General features: G+C 68.4%; 13 protein-coding genes. 4 read left to right on the top strand and 9 right to left on the bottom strand.

Annotated elements, in window-relative coordinates; all coding sequences use genetic code 11:
• Position 1 precedes the first annotated feature (1 nt).
• Together AC1DNF_RS01245 and AC1DNF_RS01240 are read left to right on the top strand one after the other, a co-directional pair.
• Positions 2 to 376, top strand: coding sequence for a DUF6285 domain-containing protein (locus tag AC1DNF_RS01245; RefSeq protein WP_478146701.1), 375 nt, complete (start codon positions 2 to 4; stop codon positions 374 to 376).
• The gene (locus AC1DNF_RS01240) at positions 376 to 1,515 is read left to right on the top strand and encodes an acyl-CoA dehydrogenase family protein (protein ID WP_478146700.1); all 1,140 of its coding nucleotides are present in this window, start codon (positions 376 to 378) and stop codon (positions 1,513 to 1,515) included. The genes AC1DNF_RS01245 and AC1DNF_RS01240 overlap by 1 nt, the downstream gene beginning before the upstream one ends.
• Positions 1,516 to 1,554: 39 nt before the next feature.
• Here AC1DNF_RS01240 and AC1DNF_RS01235 read toward each other — a convergent pair whose 3' ends face one another.
• Genes AC1DNF_RS01235 through AC1DNF_RS01200 form a run of 8 tightly spaced genes read right to left on the bottom strand, consistent with a single transcriptional unit; the run spans position 1,555 to position 9,926 of the window.
• A complete protein-coding gene (locus AC1DNF_RS01235) occupies positions 1,555 to 2,691 on the bottom strand; it encodes an acyl-CoA dehydrogenase family protein (RefSeq protein ID WP_478146699.1) in 1,137 nt (378 codons plus the stop codon).
• 52 nt (positions 2,692 to 2,743) lie between these two features.
• Positions 2,744 to 3,733, bottom strand: coding sequence for an NADPH:quinone oxidoreductase family protein (locus AC1DNF_RS01230; RefSeq protein ID WP_478146698.1), 990 nt, complete (start codon positions 3,731 to 3,733; stop codon positions 2,744 to 2,746).
• Entirely contained in the window at positions 3,730 to 4,596 is an 867-nt protein-coding gene (locus tag AC1DNF_RS01225) for a MaoC/PaaZ C-terminal domain-containing protein (RefSeq protein WP_478146697.1), read from the bottom strand. The genes AC1DNF_RS01230 and AC1DNF_RS01225 overlap by 4 nt, the downstream gene beginning before the upstream one ends.
• Before the next feature lie 31 nt (positions 4,597 to 4,627).
• The gene (locus tag AC1DNF_RS01220) at positions 4,628 to 5,425 is read right to left on the bottom strand and encodes an enoyl-CoA hydratase/isomerase family protein (protein ID WP_478146696.1); all 798 of its coding nucleotides are present in this window, start codon (positions 5,423 to 5,425) and stop codon (positions 4,628 to 4,630) included.
• Positions 5,422 to 6,459, bottom strand: coding sequence for a DUF7064 domain-containing protein (locus tag AC1DNF_RS01215; RefSeq protein ID WP_478146695.1), 1,038 nt, complete (start codon positions 6,457 to 6,459; stop codon positions 5,422 to 5,424). Before AC1DNF_RS01215 ends, AC1DNF_RS01220 begins: the two co-directional genes overlap by 4 nt.
• Positions 6,460 to 6,467: 8 nt before the next feature.
• A complete protein-coding gene (locus tag AC1DNF_RS01210) occupies positions 6,468 to 7,436 on the bottom strand; it encodes an NAD(P)H-dependent flavin oxidoreductase (RefSeq protein WP_478146694.1) in 969 nt (322 codons plus the stop codon).
• A gap of 10 nt (positions 7,437 to 7,446) precedes the next feature.
• The gene (locus AC1DNF_RS01205) at positions 7,447 to 8,220 is read right to left on the bottom strand and encodes an SDR family NAD(P)-dependent oxidoreductase (RefSeq protein WP_478146693.1); all 774 of its coding nucleotides are present in this window, start codon (positions 8,218 to 8,220) and stop codon (positions 7,447 to 7,449) included.
• A gap of 59 nt (positions 8,221 to 8,279) precedes the next feature.
• Complete coding sequence (locus tag AC1DNF_RS01200) at positions 8,280 to 9,926, bottom strand: long-chain-fatty-acid--CoA ligase (protein WP_478146692.1); 1,647 nt, start codon at positions 9,924 to 9,926, stop codon at positions 8,280 to 8,282.
• A 235-nt stretch (positions 9,927 to 10,161) separates the two neighbouring features.
• Between AC1DNF_RS01200 and AC1DNF_RS01195 the strand changes: the two genes are divergently transcribed.
• On the top strand, positions 10,162 to 11,331 hold the full coding sequence (locus AC1DNF_RS01195; RefSeq protein ID WP_478146691.1) for a thiolase domain-containing protein: 1,170 nt from the start codon (positions 10,162 to 10,164) through the stop codon (positions 11,329 to 11,331).
• A gap of 1 nt (position 11,332) precedes the next feature.
• On the top strand, positions 11,333 to 11,734 hold the full coding sequence (locus AC1DNF_RS01190) for a Zn-ribbon domain-containing OB-fold protein (RefSeq protein WP_478146690.1): 402 nt from the start codon (positions 11,333 to 11,335) through the stop codon (positions 11,732 to 11,734).
• A gap of 24 nt (positions 11,735 to 11,758) precedes the next feature.
• Here AC1DNF_RS01190 and AC1DNF_RS01185 read toward each other — a convergent pair whose 3' ends face one another.
• Positions 11,759 to 12,751 (bottom strand): Bug family tripartite tricarboxylate transporter substrate binding protein, encoded by a 993-nt coding sequence (locus tag AC1DNF_RS01185; RefSeq protein WP_478146689.1) that lies wholly within the window; start codon positions 12,749 to 12,751, stop codon positions 11,759 to 11,761.
• Between the last annotated feature and the right edge of the window lie 19 nt (positions 12,752 to 12,770).

Raw genomic sequence — 12,770 nt, 5'->3', positions numbered from 1 at the left:
CATGCCGACTTCCGTACCAACGGCCGACACGCTCCTGCAGGCGGCCGCCCGCTACCTCGAGGACGAACTGATGCCCACGCTGGAGGGCTACCACCGGTTCCAGACGCGCATCGCCGTCAATGTGCTGCGCATGGTCGAGCGCGAGCTGCGCCTGGGCGCTTCACAGGACGAGGCGGCGCGCGAGCGGCTCCTCGCGCTGCTCCGAGACGCGCATGCCGGCGGCGATGCCGCAGACCTGGATCTCGAACTGGCCGAGGCCATCCGCACCGGCCGGATGCCGACCGATGCACCGGGCCTTGCGCGACACCTGCGCACCGGCCTCGGCGAAGCGCTGGCGATCAACAACCCCGCATGGACAACCCCCCGGAGACCCTGATGAATTTCACCGAAGAGCAGATCGCCTTTCGCGACGGCGTGCGCCGCATGGTCGAGCGCCATGTCGCGCCCATCGCCGCGGAGATCGACGAGAACGACCGATTTCCCGAAGAGCTGATCCCGATCTACGGCGACATGGGCCTGCTGCAGCTGTGGGTGCCCGAAGAATATGGCGGCCCCGGCGCCAACCTCACGATGGTGTGCATCGCGCGCGAGGAAATCTCGCGCGTCTCGGAGTCCTGCGCGCTGATGGCCGGCATGAACACCATGTTCGCGCTGCCCATCATGCATTTCGGCACCGACGCCCAGAAGCGGCGCTTCCTGCCGCTCCTGGCCGAAGGCCGCACGGTCACCGCCATCGCGATCTCCGAGCCCGATTGCGGCAGCGACGTCGGCGGCATGCGCACGCGCGCGGTGCGCGACGGCGACAGCTACGTTCTCAACGGACAGAAGCAATGGTGCACCTTCGGCAGCCGCGCCGACTACATCCTCGTGTTCGCGAAGACCGGCGAGCGCGGCGGTGCCGACGACATCAGTCCCTTCATCGTCGACGTGAAGCGCAGCGAGGGACTCGCCTTCGGCCGCAACGAACGCAAGATGGGCATGAAGGGCACGATCAACGTGCCGATCTACCTCGACAACGTGCGCGTGCCCGCCGAGCACCGGCTGGGCGAGGAAGGCAAGGGCTTTCGCTCGGCGATGCGCGCCCTCGACCTCAACCGCCCGGCCATCGCGGCCGCGTCCGTCGGCCTCGCGCAGGGTGCGCTGGACGCCGCCCTCGCCTATGCCAGGCAGCGCAAGCAGTTCAAGCGCGCGATCATCGAGTTCCAGGGTATCCAGTTCATGCTGGCCGACATGGCGATGCAGATCGAGGCCGCGCGCTGCCTGGTCTACGAAACGGCGCGGCTGGCCGACATCGGCGACTGGCGCCAGCTGCCCAAGTTCGCGAGCATGGCCAAGTGCTTCGCGAGCGACATGGCGATGAAGGTCACCACCGACGCCGTGCAGGTGTTCGGCGGCTACGGCTACGTGAGGGACTATCCCGTGGAGAAGATGATGCGCGACGCCAAGCTCAACCAGATCTTCGAGGGAACGAACCAGATCCAGCGCGTGGTCATCGCGCGCGAGCTGATGCGCTGAACGAGCACCGGGGCCGCGGCCCCGGCCCGCGCCCTCCCGCTAGGCGAGCAGTTGCCTGGCGATCATGTTGCGATGGATCTCCGAGGCACCCTCGTAGATGCGCAGCACCCGGAGGTCGCGGTACACGCGTTCGACGATCGTGCCCCGGCAATAGCCGGAACCGCCGAAGATCTGCAGCGCCTTGTCGGCGATGCGGCAGGCCGCCTCGGTACAGATCACCTTCACCATCGACGCCTTCATGCGCGCATCCTCGCCGCGCGCGGCGCGCCAGACGGCTTCGAACAGCACCATGCGCGCCGCATGCAGGTCCATCGCCATGTCGGCGATCATGTGCTGGATGGCCTGGTGCTCGCCGAGCGCCTGGCCGAAGGTCACGCGGGTCTTCGCATGCTCGATGGTTTCGTCCAGCGCGATCTGCGCCGGCCCGAGCGCCTGGCAGCCCACGTTCAGGCGCCCCTCATTGAGGCCCGACATCGCATACGACAGGCCGCGTCCCTCTTCGCCCAGCAGGTTCTCGGCCGGGATGCGGCAATCGGTGAAGGCGATCTCGCACAGGCTGTCGTCCATCCAGCCCATGGTGGGCATCGTGCGCGTCACCGTGAAGCCGGGCGTCTTCGTGTCGAGCAGGAAGGCGGAGATGCCATTCTTGCCGGCCTTGCGGTCGGTACAGGCGAGCACGGTGATGGTGTGCGCGTGGTTGGCGTTCGAGATGAAGGTCTTGACGCCGTTGAGCACGTAGTGGTCGCCGTCGCGCCGGGCGAAGCTCAGCATCTTCGCGGCGTCCGAGCCCGCGTGCGGCTCAGTGATGGCGATGCAGTTGCGCGAGCGGCCGGAGGCGATCTCCGGCAGCCACTTCTTCTTGATCGCTTCGCTGCCGTGATCCACGATGATGTGCACGCCAGGGCCCAGCGCCGATCGCACGAAGGGCCAGAACTGCGGCGGCAGGCGCGCGAGTTCGAGCTGGACCGCCACGCTCGTGAGGTGGTCGACCGGCATGCCGCCGTAGGCCTCCGGGATGGCCATGCCGTAGAAGCCCATCTCGCGCAGCGTGTGCTCGACCTGCTCGGGCACCTCGCCGGTCTCGTGGTAGCGCGGCTCCAGCTTGAGCAGCGCGTCGACCGCATCTCGGGTGGCGATGCGCATCTCTTCCGCTTCGGCGGGCAAGTCGAAATTCATGAAGTCTCCTTTGGTAGAACCATTGCCAATGGTACACTCCGGCGGAAGAGTGTCAACTCAGCGCGAGAGGATCAGGATCGCCTTGCCCGATGTCCACCGGCGTTCCAGCGCCTCGAGCGCGGCTGGCGCGGCCTCGAAGTCGAAGGCCGAGGCGTCGAGCGGCCGCAGGCGGCCTTCGCGGTACCAGGCCTGGATATCCCCGGCCGTTTGCGCCGCGAGCCCGGGTTCGCGCTTGCGCACCTCCCCCCAACAGCACGCCGATCGCCGATGCGTTGGCGAGCAGCAGGCGGTTGGCCGGCAACTGCGTCAAGCTGCCGCTCGCGAAGCCGATGACGAGCAGGCGCGCGCCGAAGGCCAGGCATCGCGCGCTCTGTGCGCCGATCTCGCCGCCGACAGGGTCGAACGCCACATCGACGCCGCGAGGCGCAAGCTCGCGCAGCGCGTGGACCCATGTCGCGTCGGTGTAGTCGATCGCTTCATGCGCGCCTAGCGCGCGGCAGGCGTCGAGCTTGGCGGCGCTGCCGGCCGTCGCGATCACGCGGGCGCCCATTTGCCTGCCGAGCTGCACGGCGGCGCTGCCGACACCGCCGGCGCCCGCGTGCACCAGCAGGGTCTCGCCGGCCGCGAGCCGGCCGGCATGGCGCAACGCGTAGAGCGAAGTCGGATAGTTGCCGCGCAAGGCCATCGCGGCCCCCGGCGGCACGTCCGGCGCCACCGCCACGGCCTCGGCGCGCGGCACCAGCGCGTATTCGGCGAAGCCGCCGAATCGTCCGGGCGGCGTGGCGGATGCGACGCGAGTCCCCGCCCGCAGGCCGGCGGCGCCCTGCCCGCCGACGATGGTGCCGACGACCTCGATGCCCGGCGTGAAGGGAAGCGCCGACTGGGCCTGGTACCGGCCCTTGACGGCGAGGGTGTCGAGGAAGTTGAGCCCGGCGGCCTCGACCTTCACGAGGTACTGATCTGCCGCCGGCACTGGCATCGGCACCTCGGCCAAGCGCATCCGGCCGGGATCGCCGATCTCCTCGACCCGCCACGCCCTCATCGGATCTCGGCGCGGCCGTTGGTCAGCACCAGCACGTCACGCTCCACTGCGCGCGCGCGGAAGGCGATCTCGCTGCCCTCTCGCCAGCCTTCGAGCCGGATCGTCTCGCCAGGATAGACCGGCGCCGAAAGACGCGCACGCATGGCCGCCAGCCGTGCCGGGTCGAAGTCGGCGCAGGCCGCGATCAGCCCGCGCCCGGCGATGCCCCAGGTCGCCAGGCCATGCAGGATCGGGCGCGGGAAGCCCGCCCTGGCCGCGAACGCGGGTTCCACGTGCAGCGGATTGATGTCGCCCGACAGGCGGTACAGCAAGGCCTGGTCGGCTCGCGTCGGCAGATCGAGCGTCAGCTCGGGCGCCGATTCCGGCATCGCCGGCGCGGGGGGCGCGGCCTCGTCGCCCTGCCCCTGCGCCTTCGAGAAGCCGCCGTCGCCGCGCAGGAAGTACACGCTCTCCACCGTGGCCAGCGGCCGCTGCCCCTCGTCGGCGATCTCCTTCTCGACGTGCAGCACCGCCCCCTTGCCTTCGCCCTTGTCGACGATGCGCGTGACACGCGTGCGCCCGATCACCGTGCCGGAGGGAGGCAGCGGCGCATGCAGGCGCAGCGCCTGTTCGCCGTGCACCAGCTTCATGAAATCGATGCCGAGCTCCACGCGCTCGCGCATCCAGAAGCCGGGGGACGCCAGCACGGCGGCCATGGTGGGCAGCGCAACCAGCGCCTTCTCGTAGACGAATCGCAACTGTCTCTCGTCGAGCGGGTCGGCACCCAGGCCAAGGCCGAGTGCGTAGAGCATGGTGTCCTTCGCGGTGTAGGTATGGCGCACCTCGCCGGACTGCCAGTCGCGTGTCTTTCGGTAATCGAGCATCTTGCTTTCCTTCTTGTTGTCCCGGCCGGAGTCAGTCGGACGAGGCCGATGGCCAGCGGAACTGCGCCGGTTCGCGGGCGGCGAAGCGGCGCACCGCTTCCTTTGCGTAGTCGCTGTTCGAGGCCAGGGCCTGTCCCGCGGATTCGATCTCCAGCAGCGTTGGCAGATCGCTCGCGAGCGCGCTCTGCAGCGCGCGTTTCGAGATGCTCATCGCCACCGGCGATGCGCCCGCGAAGCTGCGCGCGATGGCCAGGGCGCGCGCCATCAGCTCGCCCGCCGGCAGGACTTCCATCGCGATGCCCAGGCGCTTCGCCTCGGCCGCATCGATCTCGCGCGCCGAGAAGATCAGCTCCTTCGCGCGCTGCAGGCCCACCACGCGCGGCAACGTATAAAAGGCCCCCATGTCGGGGATCAGCCCGATGCGCTGGAACACCATGCACAGCCGGGCACGCTCGCTCAGCAGCACGATGTCGCACATCAGGGCGATGCTGAAGCCGGCGCCGAAGGCCACGCCGTCGACGGCGGCGATGACGGGCCGGTCCAGCGCCATCAGCTCGGTGCAGATGCGCGCGTAGCGCGCCATGCCGGCGCGTCGCTGTTCGGGGGTGCGCGGGCCGCCCTGCCCCATGGCCTTGACGTCGCCGCCGGCGCAGAACGCGCCGCCGGCACCGGTGACGACCAGCACGCGCACCGCATCGTCGGCGCGGATCGAGGCCAGCAGCTCGCCGAGCTCGTCGGCCATGACGGGATCCAGCGCATTCTTCGATTCGGGGCGGTTGAGCGTCAGCGTCGCGACGCCGTCCTCGACACGGTAGTCCAGGGTCTTCATCGCACAGGCTCCTCCAGCAGGGAGATCGGTATCCCCTTGACCATCGCATCGCAGTACTCCGACATGCCGAGCACCGTGCGCCCCTCGCAGCTGTATGCGGTGATGCCTTCGGTGATGCGCGTGTACGAATCCGTATCGCCGCCCGTGCTCCTGTGGCGCAATGGCACCAGCGCGCCGACCTTGCCCGTCATGGTGTAGGCGCGTTCGGCCGTGCGCACGTGCGCCGTGAAGCTCACGGGGTAGTAGCGCTCGTCATAGACGGTGTCGATGTGCCCGCCGATCACCGGCTCGTATCGGCCGTCGCGCAGCACGTTGCCGCTGACGTTGTTCGACTGGCCCTTGCGGCCCTTCACCGACAGCAGCACGCCGAAGCCGCGGTCGAAGGTGACCGGCAGCCACTTGTACCAATAGAAGCTGTGCCAGTGCCGGGGCCCCCAGGATTTGTCGCGATAGCCGAAGCCCTCGATTGGATGCCGCTGGCCGTCGATCGCGATGTGGCCGCGCACCGCCATGTTCTGCTCGGTATGTCCACGGTAGACGGCGTGCTCGGGATCGACCTCGAGTCGGCTGCCGTCCAGCGCGACGATCTCGCCGCCGTGCATCGGCGAGATGCCTTCGTAGTCGAGCTCGATCGAGGCCGGCCGCTTGGGATAGCGCTTGAACGCGCGGCTCGGCTCGGCCATGGCGAGGGGGTCGTCCATCAGCAGCAGCTCGCCCTCGTAGACCACGCGCATGCGCTTGAAGGGCTCGACCACCTCGAAGCGCATGCCGCCGGCGTCCATGGCCTCGTTGTGGCCGATCTTCGGGCGGCCGTACATGAAGCCGACGCGGCCGTCAGGCAGGTAGACGCAGCATGTCATCTCCGCGTAGCCCTCGTTGGGGCGGTTCCCCAGCCGCATCCAGGCCCCGATGCCGCGCGCGCTGTCGAAGGCGTTGAAGTACATGCTCTCGTTGTAGTTCGAGGCAGCTTCGGGCGCGTGGGTGTATTCGTCGCGCGGGTCGAGGCGCAGCTTGCTGTCGGCGGGCATGTACATGTCGGGTCCTAGAGAAAGGCGGTGGCGCGCGCCAGCTGTTGCCGGCACTCGGCGACCATGCGCTCGAGCAGCTCCGCGCAGCTCGGCACGTCGTCGATCAGGCCGATGACCTGCCCGGCCCAGACCGGACCGTCATGCACCTTGCCCGACTCGAGAGCGGCCCTGCCGCGCGCGCCGGACACCAGCGCCCTGATGTCATCGAAGCTGCAGCCACCGGGCCTGCGCTCCGTCGCGATCACTTCTTCGGCAATGGCGTTGGCGAACACGCGCGCCGTGTTGCCCATCGTGCGGAACACCAGGCGTGTGTCGCGCTCGCTGGCCTGCACCAGCGCCTGCTTGATGTCCGGATGCACGGGCGCCTCCCGCGTGCAGACGAAGCGCGTGCCCATGTTCACGCCCTCGGCGCCGAGCACCAGGGCGGCGGCCATGCCGCGGCCGTCGGCAATGCCGCCGGAGGCGATGACCGGGATCTTCAACGCCCGCGCCGCGGCCGGGATCAGCACCAGCCCCGGCACGTCGTCCTCGCCCGGATGGCCGGCGCACTCGAAGCCGTCGATGCTGACGATGTCGACCCCGCGCCTCTGCGCGGCCAGCGCATGGCGCACCGAGGTGCACTTGTGCAGCACGGCGACACCGTTGCGCTTGAGCAGATCGATCACATCCCCGGGCACGTTGCCGGCGGTCTCGACGATCTTCACGCCGCTCTCGACAACGACCTCGAAAATGCGCGCGTAAGGCGGCGGGCTGACGCTGCGCAGCATGGTGACGTTGACGCCGAAAGGCCGCTGCGTCATGTCGCGGCAGCGTTCGATCTCGCGCGCCAGGTCTTCGGGCGTCGGCTGGGTCAGCGCCGTCAGGAGGCCGAGCCCGCCTGCATTCGACACCGCCGACGCCATCTCGGCCCGTCCGACCCACTGCATGCCGCCCTGGACGATCGGATAGCGGATGCCCAGCAACTCGGTGACGCGCGTCTTCATGAAGACCCGATCAGAGGCTGATGTGGAAGCCGCCGTTCACCCCGAGATGCTGGCCCGTGATGTACGAGGCCGCGTCGGACATGAGGAAGCACACCGTCTTGACCACCTCCTGCGGTGTCGACCAGCGGCCCAGCGGAATCTGCGCCAGCATGCCGTCGCGGAATTTCTCGCCGCGCACCACCTCGGTCATCGGCGTCTCGACGACACCGAAGCAGATCGAGTTGGTGCGGATGTTGTACTTGCCCCATTCGCGCGCCGCGGTCATCGTGATACCGAGCATGCCGGCCTTGGCGGCGGCGTAGTTGATCTGGCCGATCGAGCCCTTGCGGCCGGCATCGGAGGAGATGTTGACGATCGCCCCGCCCGTCCTGTCGCCGTCCCTGGCGCGCGCGACCATGTGGCGGCCGACCGCCTGGAGCCAGTAGAAGGTGCCGGTCAGGTGCACGTCGATGACCTCCTGCCACTGCGTCGGCGTCATCTTCTCGATCATGGCCGGGCGCGTGATGCCGGCGTTGTTGACCAGGCCATGCACGCCGCCGAAGCGGCCCGCGGCTTCGTCGACGGCCCTGGCCGCCAGCGCCGCATCGGTCACGCTGCCGACCACCTGCTGCACGCGCTCGGCGGGCAAACCGGCCATCGCGCCCTGGAGCGTGTCCGGATTCAGGTCGAGGGCGACCACGTTGCCGCCGAGCTCGATGACGAGCTCGGCAATGGCGCGGCCGATACCCTGGCCCGCGCCGGTGACGACGATGGTGCGGCCTTCGAGGGTGACGAGATTCTGCATGTGCTGTCCGTTCGATCAGTTGGGGGTTGAACCAGTGGTATTCGTCTGAAGCCTGCCGATCAGGCCTCCGCGCGCGGGGCCTTCGCGCGCTCGGCCTCCTGCAGCTGCCGCCAGGCGATCTTTCCGGTGGCGGACTTCGGGAGCTCGGCCACGAATTCCACCAGCCGCGGGTACTTGTAGGCGGCCATCTTGTGCTTCGCCCACTCGATGATGTCCGCCTCGCCGACCCGGCCGCCGTGCGAGTCCCGCAGCACCACGACCGCCTTCACCGTCTCGCCGCGATAGGCATCGAAGGACGCGATCACGCAGGCCTCGGCGATGGCCGGATGCTCGTGCAGCATCGCCTCGACCTCGGCGGGCCACACCTTGAAGCCCGAGGCGTTGACCATCCGCTTGAGCCGGTCGACGATGAAGAAATAGCCTTCCTCGTCGCGCCGGCCCAGGTCGCCGCTGCGAACGAAGCGCTTGCCGTCGATCTCCACGCTGGCCGCGCGGGTGGCTTCCTCGTTGCGCCAGTAGCCGACGAAGATCTGCGGCCCGGCCATCACGATCTCGCCGACTTCACCGGGCGGCAGTTCCGCCAGCGTGTCGGGGTCGATGACGCGCAGGTCGGAGTTGAAGAGCGGCACGCCGAGGCACTGCCGCTTGAAGGCCTCCGGCGGATTGCCCGAAACGTGCGCGGTCTCGGAGAGGCCGTAGCCTTCCAGGAAGTCCAGCCCGGTCATGGCCTTGAGACGCTGGCCCACCGCTTCGGGCATGCCGGCGCCGCCGCCGCCGATGCGGCGCACCGAGCGCAGGTCGTACTCGGCCAGGCGGGGACTGGAGAGAAAGTCGATCACCATCGTCGGCATCGCGGTCCAGTGACTGACCTGGTGGCGCGCGATCAGCTCCGCCGCCTGGTCGCGGTTCCAGCGCTTCATCAGCACCAGCGTCCCGCCGCCGTAGATCGGCGCGTTCAGCAGGTTCTGCATGCCCGTGATGTGGAAGTACGGAAGTGCCACGAGCTGCACGGAATGGGGAACCAGCCCCATCCAGTGCGCGACGATGACGGTGCTCGCCATGAGCGTGCGGTGCGTGTGCATGCAGCCCTTCGGCGCGCCGGTGGAGCCCGAGCTGTAGAGGATGAGCGCCAGGTCGTCCGGTCGATGTTCCAGCGCGGCGGCCTTGCCCGAGGGCGTCGCCAGCACGCGGCGCAGTCCGATCGTGCGCGCCTGGTGCGGCAGCGCCTCGGGCTGCGCTTCGGCCGGGCCGGGGTTGCCGACCACGATCACGCGGCGCAACTGTTGCGCGCCGGGCACCGCGAGCATCTCGGCCACGTTCTCGGAGCCGCAGAAGGCGACGACCGCCTCGGTATCGCCCAGGTAGTGCGGCAGTTCATCGCGCTTGTTCATCGGATTCACCGGCACGACGACGGCATTGATGCGCAGGATCGCGTAGTAGGCCGCGATCCATCCACGGCCGTTCTGCAGGCAGATCAGCACCCGGTCGCCCCGCCGCACGCCGAGCTCGTTCTGCAGAAAGGCGGCGATGCAGTCCACCTGCTCCACCAGCTGGGCGTAGCTCAGGCTGCCGTGCTCGTCGATCAGCACCGGGCGCCGCGGATAGCGCATGGCCGACACGAGCAGGTTCGCGCACAGGTTGGTGGGCGGAATGTCGAGTTCGCGTGGCAGGGCGCGCGGCCACGTGCGCAGATCATGGGGGGTCATTTCTTGCCTTCTTCCTGTTCGGCCCGGCTGTCGGAGCGCCTCATGCGTTGTCTCGTGGAAAACGCCCTTCGAACTGCGCGTAGAGCTTCTGGTTCATCGAAAGGCGAGGTTATGATTCAAATCTGTTTTGGTTGAACCAATGATAATGATGAGCTCGATGCGCCGTCAAGGGCGCCGCGCCGATTGACATCTTGAGTTCCATGGTTCTACCATTGATCTATTACGGAGCAACTGAATGAGCATCAAGCGGCAGGCCTGCATCGCGGGCGCTTTCGAACACCCCACCCGAAAGGCGCCGGACAAGACCGTCGCCCAGCTGCATGCGGAATGCGCGCGCGGCGCGCTGGCCGACGCCGGCCTCACGCTGCGGGACGTCGACGGCTACTTCTGCGCGGGCGACGCGCCGGGCCTCGGGCCCCTGAGCATGGTCGACTACCTCGGCCTGAAGGTGCGCCACGTCGACACCACCGACACCGGGGGCTCGGCCTACCTGATCCAGGTGTCGCACGCCGCCCAGGCGATCGCGGCGGGCAAGTGCAACGTCGCGCTGATCACCCTGGCGGGCCGGCCGCGCAGCGAGGCCAGCACCGTGGGCGTCGGCCCGCGCAACGTGACCGCGGCCACGCCCGACGTGCCATGGGAGATGCCCTATGCGCCGGTCACGGTGAACATGTATGCGCTCGCCGCGGCGCGCCACATGCACGAATTCGGCACCACGAGCGAGCAGCTCGCATGGATCAAGGTCGCGGCCGCCGCGCATGCGCAGCACAACCCCAATGCGATGCTGCGCGAGCCGGTCACGGTAGAGGAGGTGCTCGCGTCGCCGATGATCTCCGACCCGCTGCACAAGCTCGACTGCTGCGTGGTCAGCGACGGGGGCGGCGCCCTGCTGGTGGTGCGACCCGAGATCGCCCGCGCGCTCAAGCGGCCGCTCATCCATGTCCTGGGAGCGGGCGAAACGGTCAAGGGCCAGGCCAACGGCCAGGTCGACCTGAGCTATTCGGGCGCCGCCGTTTCGGGTCCCATCGCATTCGCGGAAGCCGGCGTCCAGCCGGGCGACATCCAGTACGCCTCGATCTACGACAGCTTCACGATCACGGTGCTGATGCAGCTGGAGGACCTGGGTTTCTGCGGGAAGGGAGAAGGCGGGCGTTTCGTTTCGGACGGCAACCTGATCTCCGGCGTCGGCAAGCTGCCTTTCAACACCGACGGCGGCGGGCTGTGCAACAACCACCCGGCCAACCGCGGCGGCATCACCAAGGTGATCGAGGCGGTGCGCCAGTTGCGCGGCGAAGCCCATCCCAAGGTCCAGGTTCCCAACTGCGCACTCGCGCTCGCCCAAGGCATGGGCGGCCTCCTCGGCTCGCGCCATGGAAGCGCAACGCTAATTCTGGAGAGAAACTGACATGAGCACCCCATACCAGGAGCGCCCGCTGGGCGCACCGATCGTCGACGCGGCCACCGAGCCTTACTGGAACGCCGCCAGGGAAGGCATCCTGCGCATCAAGCGCTGCACCGCCTGCGTCAAGCCGCATTGGTATCCGCGGGCGCTGTGCCCGTATTGCCTCGGCGATACCGAATGGGTGGACGCTTCGGGCCTGGGCTCGATCTACAGCGTGAGCGTGACGCGCCGCGCGGGGCCCGTTCCCTATGCGATCGCCTATGTCGCGCTCGACGAAGGCGTGACGATGCTCACCAACATCGTCGATTGCGATCTCGATGCGCTGCGCATCGGCGACCGGGTGAGACTGACTTTCAAGCCGGCCGAAGGCGGCTTCCTGGTCCCGATGTTCACACCGAGCGCCTGAGGAAGAGCCGCAGGAAGAACGCGGCTAATCGGTCTTGATGTTCGCCTCGCGGATCACGCGGGTCCACGTGGCCCACTCTTCGGCGATCCGGCTGCCCAGCTGTTCCGGCGTGCTGGCGGTCGCCGCGGCGCCGGCGGTCTCGAACTTCTCCTTCACCTCGGGCAGCGCCAGCGCCTTGGCGATGGCCTCGTTGAGCTTCATCACGGCATCGCGCGGCGTGCCGGCGGGCGCGAAGAGGCCGAACCACACTTCGGGATTGAAGCCCGCAACGGTGTCGGCGATCGGTGGCGCGCCCGGGGCCAGCGGCGAGGGCTCCAGCGACGACACGCCGAGCAGGCGCACCTTGCCTTCCTTGATGAACGCATTCATCTGCGACGAGCTCGTGCTCAGCAGGACCTTCGATTCGCCGGTCAGGATCGCTTGCGTGGTCGGCGCCTGGCCCTTGTAGGGAATGTGGACCATCTCGATGCCGGCCTTGCGGCTGAAAAGCTCGGTGGCCAGGTGGCCGAAGGATGCCGACCCCGCGGTCGCGAAATCGAGCTTGCCCGGGTTGGCCTTGGCGTAGTCGATGAACTCCCGCACCGTCTTCGCCGGCACAGCCGGATTGACCACCAGCACCATCGGCTGGAGCGAGACCAGGGAGATGGGCGCGAAGTCCTTGAGCGGCTCGTAGTTGGCGTCCTTCGAGACCTGCGGCGAGATCACCAGGCCGTTGTTGGGAAAGAGCAGGGTGTAGCCGTCGGCGGGCGCCTTGGCGACGAACTTCGTGCCCAGCACGGCCGAGGCCCCGGCCTTGTTGTCGATGATCACGGGCTGCTTGAGGAGGCGCTGCAAGGGCTCCTGCAGCACGCGCGCCAGCACGTCGGTCGTGCCGCCCGGCGGATACGGCACGACGATCGTGATCGGCCGGTTGGGAAAGTTCGATTGCGCGATGCCGGCCTGCGGCAGCATCATCGCGCCGGCGGCCAGCAGCGCGGCCCAGAACGCCGCGGACAGGCGCTTGAACTTGCTCTTCATGTCTCGTCTCCTTCTTTAT

This window comes from Variovorax sp. 01T432 (assembly GCF_056398605.1).
Note: the sequence above shows the minus strand (reverse complement) of the source record. Positions and strands in the feature narration are given on the sequence as shown.